Source organism: Pseudomonas sp. DE0010 (assembly GCF_007680745.1).
GTDB classification, from domain to species: Bacteria; Pseudomonadota; Gammaproteobacteria; order Pseudomonadales; family Pseudomonadaceae; genus Aquipseudomonas; species Aquipseudomonas parafulva_B.
The window spans coordinates 32,229-52,665 of sequence record NZ_VEJQ01000019.1 but is presented as its reverse complement, the minus strand read 5'-3'; the positions used below and the strand labels follow the sequence as shown (position 1 = coordinate 52,665).

Genomic DNA, 20,437 nt, shown 5'->3' with positions numbered 1-20,437 from the left:
CGGCACCACCGTTACTTGTAACGGTGGACGTTGGACAGCTGCTTGTTCGGCTGAGGGTTCTTGCGGTAGATCAGCGCCTTCTTGCCGATGGTCTGCACCAGCTCGGCGCGGCCGGCCTTGCACAGTGCGGCAATGGTTTCGGCACGCTCTTCGCGGTCTTCGGAGCGAATTTCGACCTTGATCAGCTCGTGGTCGGCCAATGCGCGTTCCAATTCGGCGACGACGCCTTCATTCAAACCGTTGCCAGCAACGATCAGGACCGGCTTGAGGTCATGACCAATGGACTTGTATTGCTTCTTCTGCTCGTTATTGAGCGGCATAATCTGACCCTTTCCGTCTGATTCTGTAAAATTGACCGGCATTTTACCCGAGGGCCACCGGCTCCGCCCAGTCAATCACCACGCATATCATCGAGGTGCCCCGTGGTACAACGTTCCAAAAGCAGCGCAAACTGGCTGCGAGAGCATTTCAACGACCCTTTCGTCAAACAGGCGCAGAAGGACGGCTACCGCTCGCGGGCAAGCTACAAGCTGCTTGAGATCCAGGAGAAGGACCGTCTGATCCGTCCTGGCATGAGTGTCATCGACCTGGGTGCAGCGCCGGGCGGCTGGTCCCAGGTGACCAGTCGTCTGATTGGCGGTCAGGGTCGACTGATCGCCTCGGACATCCTGGAGATGGACTCCATCCCCGATGTCACCTTCATCCAGGGGGACTTCACCCAGGACGAGGTGCTGCGGCAAATTCTCGAAGCCGTCGGCGATTCACACGTAGACCTTGTGATTTCGGACATGGCCCCCAATATGAGTGGTACGCCCGCGGTCGATATACCGCGAGCCATGTTCCTTTGCGAGCTGGCCCTGGATTTGGCAACCCGCGTGCTGCGGCCCGGCGGTGATTTTTTGATCAAGATCTTCCAGGGTGAAGGTTTCGATGTGTACCTCAAGGATGTGCGCACCAAGTTCGACAAGGTACAGATGCGCAAACCGTCTTCATCGCGGGACCGCTCCCGCGAGCAGTACCTGCTTGGCAAGGGGTTCAAAGGCGCGTGAACGGTACTAAGCGCAGCGGCCGATAGTTAATTCCAATCGGCAGCGGCGTCAGGATCGTCCGAACTTCGTGTAGTCTGGATTTCACAAAGGGTTACAGACGGTGCCTGCGGTTGCGTGGGCAATGTAGTAAGTTAGGGCGATGAATATCATGCGAGGCACGGCTGCGTCGTGCGCCGGCCTCAGAGGGTAGCGAATTGAACGACATGGCAAAGAATCTGATCCTGTGGTTGATCATCGCAGCTGTCCTGGTGACGGTGATGAACAACTTCTCCAGCCCTAGCGAGCCGCAGACCCTCAATTACTCCGACTTCATCCAGCAGGTCAAGGATGGCAAGGTCGAGCGAGTGACCGTCGACGGTTACATCATCACCGGCAAGCGCTCCGACGGCGACAGCTTCAAGACCGTGCGCCCGGCGATTACCGACAATGGCCTGATCGGCGACTTGGTGGACAACCACGTGACCGTCGAAGGCAAGCAGCCCGAGCAACAGAGCATCTGGACCCAGTTGCTGGTCGCCAGCTTCCCGATCCTGGTCATCATCGCCGTGTTCATGTTCTTCATGCGCCAGATGCAAGGCGGGGCGGGCGGCAAGGGTGGCCCCATGAGCTTTGGCAAGAGCAAGGCGCGCCTGCTCTCCGAAGACCAGGTCAAGACCACCCTGGCTGACGTCGCCGGCTGCGACGAGGCCAAGGAAGAAGTAGGCGAGCTGGTCGAGTTCCTGCGCGACCCGGGCAAGTTCCAGCGCCTGGGTGGCCGCATTCCTCGCGGTGTGCTGATGGTGGGCCCTCCCGGTACCGGTAAGACCTTGCTGGCCAAGGCCATTGCAGGTGAGGCCAAGGTGCCGTTCTTCACCATTTCCGGTTCGGACTTCGTGGAAATGTTCGTCGGTGTCGGTGCCAGCCGTGTGCGCGACATGTTCGAACAGGCCAAGAAGCACGCCCCGTGCATCATCTTCATCGACGAGATCGACGCCGTCGGCCGTCACCGTGGTGCTGGCATGGGCGGGGGCCACGACGAGCGTGAGCAGACCCTAAACCAGTTGCTGGTAGAGATGGACGGCTTCGAGATGAACGATGGCATCATCGTCATTGCCGCGACCAACCGCCCTGACGTGCTCGACCCCGCGCTGCTGCGTCCCGGGCGCTTCGACCGTCAGGTTGTTGTAGGCCTGCCGGACATCCGTGGTCGTGAGCAGATCCTCAAGGTGCACATGCGCAAGGCGCCGATTGGCGACAACGTCAACCCGGCCGTCATTGCCCGTGGTACGCCTGGCTTCTCCGGTGCCGACCTTGCTAACCTGGTCAACGAAGCCGCTCTGTTTGCCGCCCGCTCCAACAAGCGCCTGGTCGACATGAAGGAGTTCGAGCTGGCCAAGGACAAGATCATGATGGGCGCCGAGCGCAAAACCATGGTCATGTCCGAGAAGGAAAAACAGAACACCGCCTACCACGAGGCCGGCCATGCGATCGTAGGTCGCCTGGTGCCCGAGCACGATCCGGTCTACAAGGTGTCGATCATCCCGCGGGGTCGTGCACTGGGTGTGACCATGTTCCTGCCCGAAGAAGATCGCTACAGCCTGTCCAAGCGTGCGCTGATCAGCCAGATCTGCTCCCTGTACGGCGGTCGTATCGCCGAGGAGATGACCCTGGGCTTCGATGGCGTCACCACCGGCGCTTCCAACGACATCATGCGTGCCAGCCAGATTGCGCGGAACATGGTCACCAAGTGGGGCTTGTCCGAGAAGCTGGGCCCGCTGATGTATGCCGAGGAAGATGGCGAAGTGTTCCTGGGTCGTAGCGCAGGTGGCCAGCAGACCAGTGTCTCCGGTGAGACGGCCAAGCTGATCGACTCCGAAGTGCGCAGCATCATCGACCAGTGCTACGCGACCGCCAAGCAGCTGTTGACCGAAAACCGCGACAAGCTCGATGCGATGGCCGAGGCCTTGATGAAGTACGAAACCATCGACGCCGAGCAGATCGACGATATCATGGCGGGCCGTACGCCTCGCGAACCTCGCGATTGGGATGATGATTCGGCTTCCGGTACACCGGCTGCCCAGGGTGATCGCCCGGAATCGCCAATCGGTGGTCCAGCGGCTCAACACTAAGGGCATCTATGAGCTCAGTGCAGCACCCGACCCGATTGCCTTGCGGCAATCGGGTTCTTGATTTGTCGCGTACCCATGTCATGGGTATCCTCAATGTCACGCCCGATTCCTTTTCCGACGGCGGCCGCTTCAGTCAGCGCGACGAGGCCTTGCGCCACGCCGAAGCGATGGTGGCCGCCGGTGCCACGCTGATCGATGTGGGCGGGGAGTCCACCCGCCCGGGTGCGCGGCCCGTTTCGGTCATCGAAGAGCTGGAGCGCGTGGCGCCGATGGTCGAAGCCATCCACCGTCATCTTGATGTCGTGGTGTCGGTCGATACGTCCACGCCTGCCGTCATGCGCGAAGCCGCCCGCCTGGGCGCTGGCCTGATCAACGATGTGCGCGCCCTCGAGCGCGATGGTGCGCTGGATGCCGCAGCTGCCACCGGGCTGCCAGTGTGCCTGATGCACATGCGCGGCGAGCCCGGCACCATGCAGGACGACCCGCATTATGACGATGTCACCGAGGACGTGGCGCGCTACCTTCAGCACCGCATGATGGCCTGTGCAGACGCCGGCATAGAGGCCGACCGCATCGTGCTCGATCCAGGCTTCGGTTTCGCCAAGACCCTGGCCCACAACCTCAGCCTGTTCAAACACCTCGAAGCGCTGCAACGCCTGGGGCGTCCGCTTCTGGTGGGCGTTTCCCGCAAAAGCATGATCGGCCTGACGCTAGAGCGTCCTGTCGGTGAGCGTCTTTATGGCAGCCTGGCGCTGGCGGCGCTGGCCATGACCAAGGGTGCAAGTATCCTGCGCGTGCATGACGTGGCACAAACCGTTGACGTCGTTCGCATGATCGCGGCCGTTCAGCACGCCGACTAAGAACATTGGAGTCCCTATGAGCAGAAAATATTTTGGTACCGACGGCATTCGTGGCCGCGTCGGCGAATACCCGATCACCCCGGAGTTCATGCTCAAGCTCGGTTGGGCAGCCGGCATGGCGTTTCGCAAGCAAGGCCATTGCCGCGTGCTGGTAGGCAAGGACACGCGGATCTCCGGCTACATGTTCGAATCTGCGCTCGAAGCTGGCCTTTCAGCCGCCGGGGCCGATGTGATGCTGCTGGGCCCGATGCCCACGCCTGCCATTGCCTACCTGACCCGTACCTTCCATGCCGAAGCCGGTATCGTCATCAGTGCCTCGCACAACCCGCACGATGACAATGGCATCAAGTTCTTCTCGGGGCAGGGCACCAAGCTGCCGGACGAAGTGGAGCTGATGATCGAGGAGCTGCTCGACCAGCCCATGACCGTTGTGGAATCGAGCAAGCTGGGCAAGGTCTCGCGCATCAACGACGCAGCCGGCCGCTACATCGAGTTCTGCAAGAGCAGTGTGCCCAGCAGCACCAGCTTCGCCGGCCTCAAGCTGGTGGTCGACTGCGCCCATGGCGCCACGTACAAGGTCGCGCCCAGCGTGTTCCGTGAGCTGGGGGCCGATGTCACTGTGCTGCACGCCCAGCCAGATGGCCTGAACATCAACGAAGGCTGTGGTTCGACCCACATCGAATCGCTGCAGGCCGCCGTGCTGGTCGGGCATGCGGACCTGGGCATCGCCTTCGACGGTGATGGCGACCGTGTGTTGATGGTCGATCACACCGGCGCGATCGTCGACGGTGACGAGCTGCTGTTCATCATCGCGCGCGACCTGCATGACCGCGGCAAGCTGCAAGGCGGCGTGGTGGGTACGCTCATGAGCAACCTGGGGCTGGAGCTGGCGCTCAAGGACCTGGATATTCCGTTCGTGCGTGCCAAGGTCGGTGACCGCTACGTCATGGCCGAGCTGCTCGAGCGCGAGTGGCTGGTAGGCGGGGAAAATTCCGGTCATGTGGTGTGCTGCAACTACACCACCACCGGTGATGCGATCATCGCCGCGCTGCAGGTGCTGATGGCGCTCAAGCGCCGTGGCGAGACCCTGGCCCAGGCGCGCCAGGCATTGCGCAAATGCCCGCAAGTGCTGATCAATGTACGCTTCGCTGCAAGCGACGTGGACCCGCTCGAGCATCCGGACGTCAAGCAAGCCAGCGCGCAGGTCACAGAGGCCCTGGCAGGCCGTGGGCGGGTATTGCTGCGTAAATCCGGGACCGAGCCGCTGTTGCGCGTCATGGTCGAAGGTGAGGATGAACACCAGGTGCGTCTGCACGCCGAAGCACTGGCAAAGCGCGTTGCAGAAGTTTGTGCCTGAAGCCGCTTGCCAGCGCGAATCTGGTTGGGTAAGATCTGCGCCCACTTTGACCGACGAGGTAAAGCATGCGTCGCCCTATGGTTGCTGGTAACTGGAAGATGCACGGTACCCGCGCCAGCGTCGCTGAGCTGACCGAGGGCTTGCGTAATCTTGCCCTGCCGAGCGGAGTGGAAGTCGCGGTATTTCCGCCAACTTTGTTCATCAACCAGGTGGTTGCTGAGCTCGATGGCAAGGGTATCATCGTCGGCGCACAGAATTCTGCAGTATTGCCCGAACAGGGCGCGCTGACCGGTGAAGTTGCTCCGGAACAGCTGGCTGAAGCAGGTTGCAAGTTGGTGTTGATTGGCCATTCGGAGCGTCGCCAGGTAATCGGCGAAGATGACGAAGTGTTGAATCGCAAGTTTGCAGCGGCTCAGGCCAAAGGTTTGAAGCCAGTACTCTGTATCGGGGAAACCCTTGAAGAGCGCGAGGCAGGCAAAACGCTCGAAGTTGTTGGGCGTCAACTGAACAGTATCATCGAAGCCTTCGGTGTTAGTGTGTTTGCCAATGCGGTAATTGCCTATGAGCCTGTATGGGCCATCGGCACCGGCCTAACGGCCACGCCTCAGCAGGCCCAGGATGTGCACGCCGCCATCCGCAGCCAGCTCGCGGCGGAAGATGCTGAAGTGGCTGCGAAGGTGCAGTTGCTCTACGGCGGCAGCGTGAAGGCGGCCAATGCGGCCGAACTGTTCGGCATGCCGGATATCGATGGGGGCCTCATTGGTGGGGCTTCCCTGAACGCAGACGAATTCGGTGCAATTTGTCGCGCCGCAGGAAACTGAACAAATGCTGGAAACAGTCATCGTTGTTTTTCATCTGTTGGCAGCGCTGTCGCTGGTAGTGCTGGTACTGTTGCAACAGGGTAAGGGGGCGGAAGCCGGTGCATCTTTTGGTGCGGGTGCTTCCAATACCGTCTTCGGAAGTCAGGGCTCTGCCACCTTCCTAAGTAAATTCACTGCAATACTCGCTGCCACTTTCTTTTTGACAGCACTTGGGTTAGGATACTTCGCGAAGCAACAAGCTCACCAGCTTAGCCAAGCAGGTCTTCCAGATCCAGCAGTGCTAGAAGTGAAAGAGCAGCCAAAACCGGCCATCAATGATGATGTACCGGTGCTCCAAGAACAGAAGAGCGAAGCCACTCCTAATTCGAGTGATGTACCTCCTCCGGCAGAAGAGCAGAAGTAACGGGTTTCAAAGTAGTATTGCCGAGGTGGTGGAATTGGTAGACACGCAACCTTGAGGTGGTTGTGCCCATAGGGTGTAGGGGTTCGAGTCCCCTTCTCGGTACCATTTAAAGCTTGAGAGCCCGCCTTGGCGGGCTTTCTTGCAGGTGAAGGTTTGGATTTGACCCTCAAGTGGGTTCGGTCTTATACTTTCGCCCCAGCTTTGTCGCGGGGTGGAGCAGCTTGGTAGCTCGTCGGGCTCATAACCCGAAGGTCGTTGGTTCAAATCCAGCCCCCGCAACCAGCTTCAGCGAAGCCCCTTTTCAGGGGCTTTTTGCTAACCGAACAGTTCAGGCGTCGTTGTCCAACGGCGCTTTCAGGGATGGGCGCTTCGCCCATTTTTTATTTGCACAGCATGCACGAGGGGGTTCAGGTGTCGAGCAAGCTAGAACAGTTGCAGGCCTTGTTGGCCCCGGTTGTCGAGGGTCTGGGCTATCAATGCTGGGGGATCGAATTCGTTTCCCAGGGCAAGCATTCGGTATTGCGTATCTACATCGACAAGGAAGGCGGCATTCTGGTGGACGACTGCGAAGCTGTCAGCCGTCAAGCCAGCGCCATCCTGGATGTCGAGGATCCGATCAGCAGCGAGTACACCCTCGAGGTGTCTTCTCCAGGCATGGATCGCCCACTGTTCACACTGGAACAGTTTGCCTCGCATGCCGGCGAACAAGTGAAGATCAAGCTGCGCTCACCCTTCGAGGGTCGTCGTAACTTCCAGGGCCTTCTCCGCGGTGTGGAGGAGCAGGATGTGGTGGTCCAGGTGGACGACCAGGAGTTCCTACTGCCGATCGATTCGATCGACAAGGCCAATATTATTCCCAGTTTTGACTGAGACGTGCCGGGTCCGACGGATTATCCGGGCCCAATGGCTTGCGCAAGGCGAGGCGTACGATGAGCAAAGAAGTACTGCTGGTTGTTGAATCGGTATCCAACGAAAAAGGTGTACCGCCCGGCGTCATTTTCGAAGCGCTGGAGGTGGCCCTGGCCACCGCAACCAAAAAACGTTTTGAAGACGAAGTCGACCTGCGTGTGGAAATCAACCGCCACACCGGTAGCTACGAGACCTTCCGTCGTTGGACCGTGGTCGATGAAGCCGACCTCGATGATCCGGCCATCGAAACCTGGCTGGACAAGATCAAGGACACGCATCCCGAAGCCAAGATTGGCGACGTGATCGAAGAAAAGATCGAGTCCATCGAGTTCGGCCGTATCGCCGCGCAGACCGCCAAGCAGGTCATCGTGCAGAAGGTCCGTGAGGCCGAGCGTGCGCAGGTGGTCGATGCCTACCGTGAGCGTGTGGGCGAAATCATCTCCGGCACCGTCAAGAAGGTCACCCGCGACAACGTCATCGTCGACCTGGGCAACAACGCCGAGGCGTTGCTGGCCCGCGAAGACATCATTGCCCGCGAAACTTTCCGTGTTGGTGTGCGCCTGCGTGCACTGCTCAAGGAAATTCGCACCGAAAACCGTGGTCCTCAGCTGATCCTGTCGCGCACCGCGCCGCAGATGCTGATCGAGCTTTTCCGCATCGAAGTGCCGGAAATCGCTGAAGGCCTCATCGAAGTCATGGCCGCCTCCCGTGATCCGGGTTCGCGAGCCAAGATCGCCGTCCGCTCCAAGGACAAGCGCATCGACCCGCAAGGCGCCTGCATCGGCATGCGTGGGTCGCGCGTCCAGGCCGTATCCGGAGAGTTGGGTGGTGAGCGTGTGGATATCGTTCTCTGGGACGATAACCCGGCGCAGTTCGTCATCAACGCCATGTCGCCGGCTGAAGTCGCGGCGATCATCGTTGATGAAGATGCCCATGCCATGGACATCGCCGTCGCCGAAGACAACCTGGCCCAAGCCATTGGCCGTGGCGGTCAGAACGTTCGCCTGGCCAGTCAGTTGACTGGCTGGACCCTGAACGTGATGACCGAGAAGGACATCCAGGCCAAGCAGCAAGCCGAAACTGGCGACATCCTGCGCAATTTCATCGATGAACTGGAAGTCGACGAGGAGCTGGCCCAAGTGCTGGTCGACGAAGGCTTCACCAGCCTTGAAGAAATTGCCTACGTACCGTTGGAAGAAATGCTCAACATCGATGGCTTTGACGAAGATATCGTCAATGAGCTCCGCGCTCGAGCCAAGGACCGTTTGTTGACCAAGGCCATCGCTACCGAAGAAAAACTGGCAGACGCCCATCCGGCCGAAGACCTGCTCTCCCTTGAGGGCATGGACAAGGACCTGGCGGCGGAACTGGCGGTGCGCGGCGTGGTTAACCGCGAAGACCTGGCCGAGCAGTCGATCGACGACCTGCTCGACATCGACGGCATCGACGAAGAGCGTGCCGGCAAGTTGATCATGGCCGCCCGAGCCCACTGGTTCGAGTAATTAGGCGCGGCCTGAGGAGAGAAGTGCATGACGCAAGTCACGGTGAAAGAACTGGCCCAAGAGGTCGAGGCACCGGTAGAGCGCCTGCTGCAGCAGATGCGTGAGGCAGGTCTGCCGCACACCGACGCCGGTCAGGTAGTGACCGACAATGAGAAGCAGACGTTGCTGACTCATTTGAAGAGCAGCCACAAGAGCAAGGCGGAAGAACCGCGCAAGATTACCTTGCAGCGCAAAACCACCAGCACCCTGCGTGTCGCCGGTAGCAAGAGCATCAGCGTAGAAGTACGCAAGAAGAAAGTATTCGTGCAGCGCAGCCCTGAAGAAATCCAGGCTGAGCAGAAGCGTGAGCTCGAAGAGCGCCGTGCAGCTGAAAACGCTGCCCGCGACAAGGTTGACGCCGAAGTACGTCAGCGCAACGAAGAGCAGGCGCGTCGCCAGGCTGCTGAAGCCGCTGCCGCCGCTCCGGCCCCTGCTGCCAAGGCAGAACAGGCTTCGGCCCCTGCCGCAGCGCCGGTAGTGGCCAATGCGCCGACGTCGGAAGACGCTGCCGCCCGTGCTGCCGAGCGCAAGAAAGACGAGACCCGTCGCAACGAGAGCCGCACCCGTGATGACGACCGTCGTCGTGGCGAAGCGCCGCGTGTGTCGATCAAGGTCAAGGTCAAGGAAAAGGAAAAGGCTCCGACGCCTCGTGCCGCGCCGCGCACCACCGACGAAGAGAGCGATGGCGCTCGTCGTGGTCGTGGTGGCAAGAGCAAGCTGAAGAAGCGTAACCAGCACGGCTTCCAGAACCCGACTGGTCCTGTCATCCGTGACGTGACCATCGGCGAGACCATCACCGTCTCCGAGCTTGCCAACCAGATGTCCGTCAAGGGCGCTGAAGTGGTCAAGTTCATGTTCAAGATGGGCACCCCGGTGACCATCAACCAGGTGCTCGATCAGGAAACCGCACAGCTGATCGCCGAAGAGCTGGGCCACAAGGTCACGCTGATCAGCGATTCCGCCCTGGAAGACTCCCTGGCCGAATCCCTGAAGTTCGAAGGCCAGACCGAGTCCCGTGCGCCGGTCGTGACCGTCATGGGTCACGTTGACCACGGTAAGACCTCGCTGCTCGACTACATCCGTCGTGCCAAGGTTGCTGCTGGCGAAGCCGGTGGTATCACCCAGCACATCGGTGCCTACCACGTGGAAACCGACCGCGGCATGGTCACCTTCCTCGACACCCCAGGCCACGCTGCGTTTACCCAGATGCGTGCCCGTGGTGCCAAGGCGACCGACATCGTCATCCTGGTGGTGGCGGCGGACGACGGCGTGATGCCACAAACCCGCGAAGCCGTTCAGCATGCCAAGGCAGCTGGCGTACCGCTGGTGGTGGCGGTCAACAAGATCGACAAGCCTGGTGCTGACCTCGATCGCATCCGCAACGAGCTGTCCGTCGAAGGCGTGACCTCCGAGGACTGGGGTGGTGACACGCCATTCGTCAAGGTTTCGGCCAAGATGGGTACCGGCGTGGACGAACTGCTCGAAGCGGTACTGCTGCAGGCCGAGATCCTCGAGTTGACTGCTACGCCGACCGCCCCAGGGCGCGGTGTGGTCGTCGAATCGCGCCTGGACAAGGGCCGCGGCCCGGTCGCTACCATCCTGGTTCAGGACGGTACGCTGCGTCAGGGCGACATGGTGCTGTGCGGCTCCAACTATGGCCGCGTTCGCGCCATGCTGGACGAGAACGGCAAGCCTGTGAAGGAAGCTGGCCCGTCCATCCCGGTCGAAATCCTTGGCCTGGACGGCACGCCGGAAGCCGGTGACGAGCTGTCGGTAGTGGCTGACGAGAAGAAAGCCCGCGAAGTTGCCATGTTCCGCCAAGGCAAGTATCGCGAGGTCAAGCTGGCCCGTGCTCACGCAGGCAAGCTGGAAAACATCTTCGAGACCATGGGTCAGGAAGAGAAGAAGACGCTCAACATCGTCCTCAAGACCGATGTGCGCGGTTCTCTCGAGGCGCTGCAGGGCTCGCTCGGCGGCCTGGGCAACGACGAAGTGCAGGTTCGTGTCATTGGTGGCGGCGTCGGTGGTATCACCGAGAGCGATGCCAACCTGGCGCTGGCTTCGAACGCAGTACTGTTCGGCTTCAACGTGCGTGCCGATGCCGGTGCGCGCAAGATCGTCGAGCAGGAAGGTCTGGATATGCGTTACTACAACGTGATCTACGACATCATCGAAGACGTCAAGAAAGCCCTGACCGGCATGCTCGGCAGCGATGTTCGCGAGAACATCCTGGGCGTCGCCGAAGTGCGTGATGTGTTCCGTTCGCCGAAGTTCGGCGCCATCGCTGGCTGTATGGTCATCGAAGGTACCGTCTACCGTAACCGCCCGATCCGCGTACTGCGCGACGACGTGGTTATCTTCGAGGGCGAGCTGGAATCGCTGCGTCGCTTCAAGGACGATGCCGCCGAAGTGCGTAACGGCATGGAGTGTGGTATCGGCGTGAAGAGCTACAACGACGTCAAGGTCGGCGACAAGATCGAAGTGTTCGAGAAAGTCCAGGTGGCTCGTACCCTCTAAGGGTGAGCAGGCTGCAAGCGCCTTGGCGGGCGCTTTGCAGCACCTCTTCAGGTAACGCCCGGTCAGGCATCGTTCTGACCGGGCGTTTGCCGCTTTACGTTACAGGTAACAAGAATGGCCAAAGAATATAGCCGTACCCAACGCATTGGCGATCAGATGCAGCGCGAACTGGCTGAGCTGATCCGTCGTGAAGTCAAGGACCCGCGTGTCGGTCTGGTCACCATCACTGCCGTGGATGTGAGCCGCGACCTGGGCCATGCCAAGGTGTTCATCACCGTGATGGGTGAGGAAACCCCCGATGCCGTGCAGCAGTCGCTCAAGGCACTGAACAGCGCTGCCAGCTTCCTGCGTCTGCACTTGGGTCGCTCCATGCAGCTGCGCAGCGTGCCGCAATTGCACTTCCACTTCGACGAGAGCGTCAGCCGTGGCGTGCACCTGTCGGCATTGATCGAGCGTGCAGTGGCTGAAGACCGCCTGCACAAGGATGCCGACGAGTCTGGCACCAAGGAGTAATCGGTGGCCCAGGTCAAACGTATCCGCCGCAACGTCAGCGGCATCATCCTGCTGGACAAGCCCTTGGGCTTCACCTCCAACGCTGCCTTGCAAAAGGTGCGCTGGTTGCTCAATGCCGAGAAGGCCGGTCATACCGGTAGCCTCGACCCGCTGGCCACCGGTGTCTTGCCGCTGTGCTTCGGCGAGGCCACCAAGTTTTCGCAGTACCTGCTCGACTCCGACAAGGGCTACGAGACGGTCATGCAGCTGGGCCAGACGACCAACACCGGCGACGCCGAGGGCGAGGTGCTGCGCACTCGCGAGGTGACCGTTGGTCGCGCCGAGCTGGAAGCCGCGCTACCCGGTTTTCGTGGCCCGATCAGCCAGATACCGCCCATGTACTCGGCCCTCAAGCGTGACGGTCAGCCGTTGTACAAGCTGGCGCGTGCAGGAGAGGTAGTGGAGCGCGAGGCGCGTTCTGTTACTATTAGCCGTCTTGAACTGCTCGAGTGCGAAGGCACCCGTGCACGCTTGAGCGTCGGCTGCAGCAAAGGCACCTATATTCGTACCCTGGTGGAAGATATCGGTGAAGTGCTGGGCTGTGGTGCGTATGTCGCAGAGCTGCGCAGAACGCAGGCCGGGCCCTTCGCGCTGGCGCAGACGGTCACGCTCGAGGAGCTTGAACAGGCCCACGCCGAAGGCGGCAACGAAGCGCTCGATCGCTTCCTCATGCCGTCGGACAGCGGGCTGCAGGACTGGCCGATGGTGAGCCTGTCCGAGCATAGCGCCTTCTACTGGCTGCATGGGCAGGCAGTGCGCGCACCGGACGCGCCGCAATTCGGCATGGTTCGTGTACAGGATCACAACGCCCGCTTCATCGGTATCGGTGAAGTGAGCGAAGACGGGCGGATCGCGCCACGTCGATTGATTCGGTCGGAATGACCGAAACCATGGGCCTAGGCATTTGCCGGGGTCCGTGGAGCAGAGGGTGGCTGTCAGTAGGCACGGTCACACCTCTTTCTATTGATACAGGGATAAGTCCCTGGCCTATTGGAACCCGTTCGCGGGGTCCGTTTAATCAGGAGAAGCCTCATGGCCCTCAGCGTTGAAGAAAAAGCTAAGATCGTTGCCGAACACCAGCAAGCCGCCGGCGACACCGGTAGCCCGGAAGTACAGGTTGCTCTGCTGACCGCCAACATCAACAAGCTGCAAGGCCACTTCAAGGCCAACGACAAAGACCACCACTCCCGTCGTGGTCTGATTCGTATGGTCAACCAGCGTCGTAAGCTGCTGGACTACCTGAAGGGCAAAGACACCACCCGTTACAGCGCGCTGATCGCTCGCCTGGGCCTGCGTCGCTAATAGCGGCCTGGTTGGTGGTGTGCATGGCGTGCCGCTGGTTTCGACAGGGCTGTTCTACAGCCTTGTCGTGGGGGCACGCCACGCATGACTTCGAGGCTGGCAGCCTGGTAATTCGAGCGGTTTTTTGCTCGGTTCCAGGCTCCCGGCCTCGAGTTGTATCTGGACGGTAGACAGGGCCGATTCCCTGCACTGCCCAAGCATTCGCAAGAAAACAGTTCCCCCAAGAGCCACTGAAGAAGGTAGGAAACCGTGAACCCGGTAATCAAGACATTCCAGTTCGGTCAATCGACCGTTACTCTCGAAACGGGCCGCATTGCCCGTCAGGCCACCGGCGCCGTGCTGGTCACCGTCGACAACGACGTCACCGTGCTGGTGACCGTGGTCGGTGCCAAGCAAGCTGATCCAGGCAAGGGCTTCTTCCCGCTGTCGGTTCACTACCAGGAAAAGACCTACGCTGCCGGCAAGATCCCAGGTGGTTTCTTCAAGCGTGAAGGCCGTCCTTCCGAGAAAGAAACCCTGACCTCGCGCCTGATCGACCGTCCGATCCGTCCGCTGTTCCCTGAAGGGTTCATGAACGAAGTGCAGGTCGTCTGCACCGTGGTTTCCACCAGCAAGAAGACCGACCCCGATGTTGCCGCAATGATCGGTACCTCGGCGGCCTTGGCCATCTCCGGCATTCCATTCGAAGGCCCGATTGGCGCGGCGCGCGTTGCCTTCCACGAAAGCACCGGCTACCTGCTGAACCCGACTTATGAGCAACTGGCTGCCTCGAGCCTGGACATGGTCGTCGCCGGTACCGAAACCGCCGTGTTGATGGTTGAATCGGAAGCCAAAGAGCTCACCGAAGACCAGATGCTGGGCGCCGTGCTGTTCGCCCACGACGAGTTCCAGGCCGTCATCCAGGCCGTCAAGGAACTGGCTGCCGAAGCCGGCAAGCCAACGTGGGACTGGCAGCCTGCTGCCGCCAACACCGAGCTGATGAACCTGGTACGTGCCGAGTTTGGCGAGCAGGTATCGCAGGCCTACACCATCACTCAGAAAGCGGACCGCTACACCCGCCTGGGCCAGCTGCGCGATGAGGCCATTGCCCGCCTGAGCAACGAAGAAGCCGGCCCGACCGCTGGCCAGATCAAGGAAATCTTCGGCGAGCTGGAATACCGCACCGTGCGCGAGAACATCGTGAACGGCAAGCCGCGCATCGACGGCCGTGACACCCGCACCGTGCGTCCGCTGAACATCGAAGTCGGTGTTCTGCCCAAAACCCACGGCTCGGCACTGTTCACCCGTGGCGAGACCCAGGCGCTGGTCGTTGCCACCCTCGGTACTGCCCGCGACGCACAGTTGCTGGACACCCTGGAAGGCGAGAAGAAAGACCCCTTCATGCTGCACTACAACTTCCCACCGTTCTCGGTCGGTGAGTGTGGTCGCATGGGCGGTGCTGGCCGTCGTGAAATCGGCCACGGTCGTTTGGCGCGTCGCGGCGTGCAGGCGATGCTGCCAAGCGACAGCGAATTCCCGTACACCATCCGTGTCGTCTCGGAAATCACCGAGTCCAACGGTTCGAGCTCCATGGCTTCGGTCTGCGGTGCTTCGCTGGCCCTGATGGATGCCGGTGTGCCGATGAAAGCACCGGTTGCCGGTATCGCCATGGGCCTGGTCAAGGAAGGCGAGAAGTTTGCCGTTCTGACCGACATCCTGGGTGACGAAGACCACCTCGGCGACATGGACTTCAAGGTAGCCGGTACCGCCAAGGGCGTCACCGCGCTGCAGATGGACATCAAGATCAACGGCATCACCGAAGAGATCATGGAAATCGCCCTGGGCCAAGCCCTGGAAGCGCGCCTGAACATCCTCGGCCAGATGAACCAGATCATTGCCCAGTCGCGTACCGAACTGTCGGCCAACGCGCCGACCATGATCGCCATGAAGATCGACTCGGACAAGATCCGCGACGTGATCGGCAAGGGCGGCGCCACCATTCGCGCCATCTGCGAAGAGACCAAGGCTTCGATCGATATCGAAGACGACGGCTCGATCAAGATCTTCGGCGAGACCAAGGAAGCGGCAGATGCAGCCAAGCAGCGCATCCTGGGCATCACTGCCGAGGCCGAGATTGGCAAGATCTACGTGGGCAAGGTCGAGCGTATCGTCGACTTCGGCGCCTTCGTCAACATCCTGCCTGGCAAGGATGGCCTGGTGCACATCTCCATGCTGAGCGATGCGCGCGTCGAGAAAGTCACCGACATCCTCAAGGAAGGTCAGGAAGTCGAAGTATTGGTACTGGACGTGGATAACCGCGGCCGTATCAAGCTGTCCATCAAGGACGTCGCGGCAGCCAAGGCGTCTGGCGTCTAATAGCCTAGTGCTTCACAAAGGGCTCCCTCGGGAGCTCTTTTTTTTGGCTCGATTCTGGGCTTTGCCGTTATGAATACAAAAGTAGACCAGGAACTTTTAACGGACTTGCATCTTGCATGCAGGTTTATCGTGCAGATTGCAGAATGCACGAGCAGTAAAGAGGTCGATGATTTGTAAGTCTTTGATTTTTAAGGAAACAAGCGAAGCGTAAAACCTGGCACAGGCCATGCAACTAGCTAATTACCTGCCGCCAGACACATGGCGCAGACCTTTCGAAAAACAGGAGTGACTCACATGAAGAAGTTCGCCATTGCTGCCGCTACTGCTACCGCTCTGACCCTGACCATGGCCAATGCCGCTTTCGCAGCCCAGGCCACCCAGGCTCCGGTAATGCTGGCTGCCAACACCACCACTGAACACGCCAAGCAAGAAACCTCTGACACCTGGATCACCACCAAGGTCAAGGCGGATCTGCTGACCGAGAAAGGCGTACCAGGCAGCGACATTAAAGTAGAAACCAGCCACGGCGTAGTTTCTCTGTCCTCGGACGTCAAAGTGACCGAGTCGCAAAAAGAAATGGCTGTGACCATTGCCAAGAAAATCAAAGGCGTCAAGAGCGTAATGGCTGACGGCCTGAAAGCTGAATAAGGATCGTCCTGTCGGCCAAATGGATTTGGCTAGCTACAACAAAAGCCCCGGCCTGTGCCGGGGCTTTTTCGTATGCGGTCTAATTAGGCCGTGCAGGCTTCGCTAAGCCTGCCGTTGATAGTCAGTCGGCATCCAGATGCATCGGCGTCACGACGCGGCCATCTTTCTCGGGCTGCCCCAGGTGGGTATCGATGAAGTACACCCTGTCGTCCTCGAGCTTGGCCTTGTCCACCAGATAATCCTTGATGCTGCTAGCGCGTTCCTGCCCCAGGGTGCGTAACAGGGCTGTGCTTTCGGCCCAGGATTTGAGCACGGCGTTGCGAAGGTTGGCAGTGCGCGCGTCACGGTCAAGCTGCTCCCATTCGGCAGGGGGCTGCTGCTTGAGGCGGCTGCGATAAATGCCCTCGAGCATCGCTGGCTTGTCAGCCTCGTCGACCACCATCAGGGACGCACTGGCCGGTACCTTGTCGCCGCGCCGCTGCAGGATCTTGTACCAGGTGGCCTGATATTCCCGTTCCAGGCGCTGCTGGGCAAGGATGGGGCCGTCACTTGCCTGGGCGCTGGTGCCTTCGATTTCCAGGCGCAGTTCCGGCCGCTTTCTCAGGCCCTCGGCGAGCTTGTCCAAGGACGCCTGAGCGTCGCCTGCCAGCTCGCTGGACCCAGGGGCGAAAGCGACGGTGCCCAAGTCTTCGGCGCCGCCTCCGGCAACCAGGCCACCGATAAGCTTGAACGGTGCCTGCGCGGCGCGCAGCACAAGGTTGCGCAAGGTTTGCCACACGATCGGCATTACGCTGAACTGCGGGTTGTTCAGATCGCCCGCAACGGGCAACTCGATTGAAATCTTGCCGTGCGTATCCTTGAGCAGTGCCACTGCAAGGCGAATCGGCAGATCGACCGCGTCCGGGCTGTCTACCTTCTCCCCAAGCTGCAACTGCTCAACGACCACCTTGTTTTCAGCTTTGAGTTGGCCCTTGGTAATCAGGTAATGCAGGTCCAGGTTTAGCCGGCCTTTGCGGATGCGGTAGCCGGCAAACTTGCCCGAGTAGGGCGTCAGGGTGGTCAATTCGACGCGTTTGAACACGGCGGCGATGTCCAGGCTCGCGAGCGGGTCGAATGGGTTGAGGCCACCTTTGATGGTGACGGGCGCGTACCGGTCGACCTTGCCTTGCACATCCACTGGGGCAGGGAGGGGCTTGCGGTTATCGATGGTGCCGACCTGGCCGTTGAGCTGTTGCACGGCCGTGGCGAAATTGGGCGTGAGCGACAGGTCGGCGAAGTTGGCCGAACCGTCCTTGATCACGATCTGGCCAATGCGGACACCGAGTGGCTTTTCCTCGGTGGCGCTTGCAGGCTGGGACTGAGCCTTGGCAGGCGCATCGGTTGGCTGTGGAATCAACAGGTCATTGATGTTGGTGGTACGGTCTTCATTGATGATGAAGCGTGCATAGGGCTGTTGCAGCGTCACCTTGTCGATCGACAGGGCATCGCCATGCACATACGTCAGGCCATCGAGGTTGACCTGCTGCCATTTGACGAAGTCCCGGCTCTTGATGGTGTCGAGGGTGTGCAACTGATTCACCTGGGCCTTGCCGCTCACCGTCAAGGCCAGCGGCGATGCGCTTTTCAGGTCCACCTTCAGGTCGCTGTCGAGCATGCCGCTGCGCAGCTCCAACAGAATGTAGGGGTTGATGTAGGCTTGCGCCAACCGCAGGTCGATGTCCCGGGTACCGACATCCAGCTTGGCCCACACCGGCGCCAGGTTGACCTGGCCCTGCCCTTGCAGGGTGCCTTGCTTGCCGATGCCGGTGTCGAACTTGACCGTGAAGGGCTTCTGGTTGAGGCTATCGAAGCCCTTCAAGTCAGCGTTCAAGGGGCCTACGTCCAGGGTGACCGGCTCTTTTTGCGTGCGGTCTGCCAGGTGCACGCGGTAGTTCCTGAGCTGGACATCGTTGAGTAGCACCTGCCAGGGCTTGCTCGGGGCCGCTGGCGTCTGCGGTGCCGCCGCAGGCCCTGCGGTGGGCGGCTCGGCCTTTTCTGCTGGCGTTGGCTTGCCAGGCTTGCCGGCAAACAGCACCTGCCAATCGAGCTGACCGTTCTTCTCCAGCGCCGCCCAGGTTTCGAGCTTTTCACTGCGCACTTTGCCGACCGTTACCTGTTGCTTGACCAGATCGACGGAGGCATCACTCAACTCCAGATTGGCAAGCCTTGCCAACGGGCGACCGTCCGGGGCCTTGATGGCAAAGGGCGCAACCCGCACCGACGCCTTTTCCAAACGCAGTTCGGTCTTGTCTGCCAGGTTGAGCCGATAATGCGTGCTCAGGCTGAGCTTGCCGTCTTCCAGCACCAAGGGCAGGGCATCGCGCACGTAGGGCCAGAACAGCTTCATCTTGCTGTCACTGACCTTGAGCGTGCCTTCGGACGCGATAGGCGCCAGGCTCAACGTGCCCTGCCAGTCGATGCGTCCACCGTTGGGACCATTGGCCACCATGGTCATGTCGGCATTGTCGTTGGCAAGGGTGCTGAGGTTCTTCAGCTCCAGGCCAAGGTTGTCATAGAGAAACTCGATCGGCTCGCTGGGACGCAGGTCTTCGAAACGCACAAAACCCTGCTCGAGCTTGATGCTGCCGATACGCAGCGGGAAAGGATCGCCTGGGGGTGTATCGGGCTCGCTTTCGCTGGCGGGCAGTTGGAAAAGGCGCGTGAGGTTAAGGGTGCCATCTTTGGCGAACAACACTTCGGTGCGCGGTTTGACCAGCTCGAGGGCATCAAGGTGCAGCGCGCCGGTCCACAGGCTGTCCAGCGAGAGGTTGGCGTACAGTTTTTCGAAACCGACCTGCTCTTTGCCGGGCTCACCGATCTGCAGGCCCCACAAGGTCAATTCAAGGCTGAAGGGGTTGAACTCGGCCCGTTGCAGGTGGGCCGGCACCGTGGCGTAGTGGGCAAGCTGCTGGTTGGCGATACGCAATGCCAGGCCCGGAAGAATGAGAAAGCCAAGCAGGCTGTACAGGGCGAGCAACGCCAGCAATGCGCCGATGGCGCGAGTCAGTCCTTTGTACATGAATCGCTTCGTCTGTCCGGGGCGGGATGCCTTTGAGTATGGCACGTTAAATCAGTTCCGCTGAGGGGCGTCCTGTGCTTATTCGATGCCCATGCGGCGCCTGGCCCTGTGCGCAGAGCCGTCGCGCATGGCCCAGCGCAATACTGGGGCGGTGCCATGCACGCCCAGGCGGATCAACCGTTTTTGCCAATGGCCCTGTTCGAGGCCAAGCTGCTGTTGTGCCCACTGGGGCAGTAGCTCGATACCGGCGTGCAGCATCAGCTTGCCCACGGGTTTTGCCAGCCGGCTGGGCGCCGGGGCGTTGAGCAGAATACCGATGACTTCCTGGCTGCGGGCGTCGCAGCTCAGCTGTGGGCGCATCTCATGCAGGTAGTGTGCGACCTCACGGCGCGAGCGGGGCACGTCCTGGGCGCCCAGACGCTCGGCGATCAGGGCGATTTCCTGGTAGTAGGCGTCCTGGTCGGCCAGGGACAAGCGGGGGTTGCGGTAGCGCAGGTGAGCGGCCAGAAAGCTGCTGACCTCGGCCACATGCACCCAAGTCAGCAGGTGGGGGTCGCTGGCTGCGTACGGGCGGCCATCCGGCGCCGTGCCTTCGACTTGCAGGTGGATCCGACGCACTTTTTCGATCAACCAGTGCGCATCTTCTGTCGCGCCGAACGTGGTCCCTGAAATGAACTGGCTGGTGCGCCGCAGGCGTCCGATCAGGTCATGGCGAAAGTTGGAGTGGTCCCAGACCCCGGCGAGTGCCAGCGGGTGGAGCAACTGCAGCATCAGCGCGCTGATGCCGCCGACCAGCATGCTAGGGAAGTCACCGTGCACGCGCCAACTGATGCTGTTGGGCCCGAACAGGCCAGGGTCGCCTTTGGGCGACTCCAGGTCGAGCTGGCCCAACGCCAGGCCGGTGAGGCTCATGGCTTGTTTTTCGATACGACGGCGAAGCGCTTCCATGGTGACCTG

Annotated in this window: 17 protein-coding genes and 2 tRNA genes; 16 read left to right on the top strand and 3 right to left on the bottom strand. The window is 60.6% G+C overall.

Annotated elements, in window-relative coordinates; genetic code table 11:
• Positions 1 to 11: 11 nt before the first annotated feature.
• Entirely contained in the window at positions 12 to 320 is a 309-nt protein-coding gene (gene yhbY, locus FS767_RS15225; protein ID WP_023533185.1) for a ribosome assembly RNA-binding protein YhbY, read from the bottom strand.
• A 102-nt stretch (positions 321 to 422) separates the two neighbouring features.
• Between yhbY and rlmE the strand changes: the two genes are divergently transcribed.
• From rlmE to FS767_RS15145, 16 genes are all read left to right on the top strand, one after another.
• Positions 423 to 1,049: a 23S rRNA (uridine(2552)-2'-O)-methyltransferase RlmE gene (gene rlmE, locus FS767_RS15220; RefSeq protein WP_027915415.1), complete on the top strand. Its 627-nt coding sequence runs from the start codon at positions 423 to 425 to the stop codon at positions 1,047 to 1,049.
• Between the two features lie 203 nt (positions 1,050 to 1,252).
• Positions 1,253 to 3,157: an ATP-dependent zinc metalloprotease FtsH gene (ftsH, locus tag FS767_RS15215; RefSeq protein ID WP_144966604.1), complete on the top strand. Its 1,905-nt coding sequence runs from the start codon at positions 1,253 to 1,255 to the stop codon at positions 3,155 to 3,157.
• 8 nt (positions 3,158 to 3,165) lie between these two features.
• A complete protein-coding gene (gene folP / locus FS767_RS15210; protein ID WP_144966602.1) occupies positions 3,166 to 4,017 on the top strand; it encodes a dihydropteroate synthase in 852 nt (283 codons plus the stop codon).
• A gap of 16 nt (positions 4,018 to 4,033) precedes the next feature.
• On the top strand, positions 4,034 to 5,374 hold the full coding sequence (gene glmM / locus FS767_RS15205) for a phosphoglucosamine mutase (protein ID WP_144966600.1): 1,341 nt from the start codon (positions 4,034 to 4,036) through the stop codon (positions 5,372 to 5,374).
• A 65-nt stretch (positions 5,375 to 5,439) separates the two neighbouring features.
• Entirely contained in the window at positions 5,440 to 6,195 is a 756-nt protein-coding gene (gene tpiA, locus FS767_RS15200) for a triose-phosphate isomerase (protein ID WP_144966598.1), read from the top strand.
• Between the two features lie 4 nt (positions 6,196 to 6,199).
• Positions 6,200 to 6,598 (top strand): preprotein translocase subunit SecG, encoded by a 399-nt coding sequence (gene secG / locus FS767_RS15195; protein WP_058604759.1) that lies wholly within the window; start codon positions 6,200 to 6,202, stop codon positions 6,596 to 6,598.
• Between the two features lie 19 nt (positions 6,599 to 6,617).
• Positions 6,618 to 6,703, top strand: a tRNA-Leu gene (locus FS767_RS15190).
• Between the two features lie 100 nt (positions 6,704 to 6,803).
• Positions 6,804 to 6,880: transfer RNA gene (locus tag FS767_RS15185), tRNA-Met, on the top strand.
• 129 nt (positions 6,881 to 7,009) lie between these two features.
• Positions 7,010 to 7,468 carry a ribosome maturation factor RimP gene (rimP, locus tag FS767_RS15180; RefSeq protein WP_023533134.1) on the top strand — a complete coding sequence of 153 codons (459 nt, stop codon included), beginning with the start codon at positions 7,010 to 7,012 and terminating at the stop codon, positions 7,466 to 7,468.
• Positions 7,469 to 7,527: 59 nt separating this feature from the next.
• Positions 7,528 to 9,009 carry a transcription termination factor NusA gene (gene nusA / locus FS767_RS15175; RefSeq protein WP_023533184.1) on the top strand — a complete coding sequence of 494 codons (1,482 nt, stop codon included), beginning with the start codon at positions 7,528 to 7,530 and terminating at the stop codon, positions 9,007 to 9,009.
• Positions 9,010 to 9,036: 27 nt separating this feature from the next.
• Positions 9,037 to 11,565, top strand: a complete 2,529-nt coding sequence (infB, locus tag FS767_RS15170; protein WP_144966596.1) for a translation initiation factor IF-2 — start codon at positions 9,037 to 9,039, stop codon at positions 11,563 to 11,565.
• Between the two features lie 114 nt (positions 11,566 to 11,679).
• On the top strand, positions 11,680 to 12,078 hold the full coding sequence (gene rbfA, locus FS767_RS15165) for a 30S ribosome-binding factor RbfA (RefSeq protein WP_012274243.1): 399 nt from the start codon (positions 11,680 to 11,682) through the stop codon (positions 12,076 to 12,078).
• 3 nt (positions 12,079 to 12,081) lie between these two features.
• Positions 12,082 to 12,999: a tRNA pseudouridine(55) synthase TruB gene (gene truB / locus FS767_RS15160; protein ID WP_027915407.1), complete on the top strand. Its 918-nt coding sequence runs from the start codon at positions 12,082 to 12,084 to the stop codon at positions 12,997 to 12,999.
• 150 nt (positions 13,000 to 13,149) lie between these two features.
• Positions 13,150 to 13,419 carry a 30S ribosomal protein S15 gene (gene rpsO, locus FS767_RS15155; protein WP_023533188.1) on the top strand — a complete coding sequence of 90 codons (270 nt, stop codon included), beginning with the start codon at positions 13,150 to 13,152 and terminating at the stop codon, positions 13,417 to 13,419.
• 249 nt (positions 13,420 to 13,668) lie between these two features.
• Positions 13,669 to 15,774 carry a polyribonucleotide nucleotidyltransferase gene (gene pnp / locus FS767_RS15150; RefSeq protein ID WP_023533183.1) on the top strand — a complete coding sequence of 702 codons (2,106 nt, stop codon included), beginning with the start codon at positions 13,669 to 13,671 and terminating at the stop codon, positions 15,772 to 15,774.
• A 294-nt stretch (positions 15,775 to 16,068) separates the two neighbouring features.
• Entirely contained in the window at positions 16,069 to 16,422 is a 354-nt protein-coding gene (locus FS767_RS15145) for a BON domain-containing protein (RefSeq protein ID WP_144966594.1), read from the top strand.
• A 121-nt stretch (positions 16,423 to 16,543) separates the two neighbouring features.
• Here FS767_RS15145 and FS767_RS15140 read toward each other — a convergent pair whose 3' ends face one another.
• Both FS767_RS15140 and FS767_RS15135 read right to left on the bottom strand, forming a co-directional pair.
• Positions 16,544 to 19,480, bottom strand: a complete 2,937-nt coding sequence (locus tag FS767_RS15140; protein ID WP_144966592.1) for a DUF748 domain-containing protein — start codon at positions 19,478 to 19,480, stop codon at positions 16,544 to 16,546.
• 78 nt (positions 19,481 to 19,558) lie between these two features.
• Complete coding sequence (locus tag FS767_RS15135; RefSeq protein WP_144966590.1) at positions 19,559 to 20,428, bottom strand: oxygenase MpaB family protein; 870 nt, start codon at positions 20,426 to 20,428, stop codon at positions 19,559 to 19,561.
• Between the last annotated feature and the right edge of the window lie 9 nt (positions 20,429 to 20,437).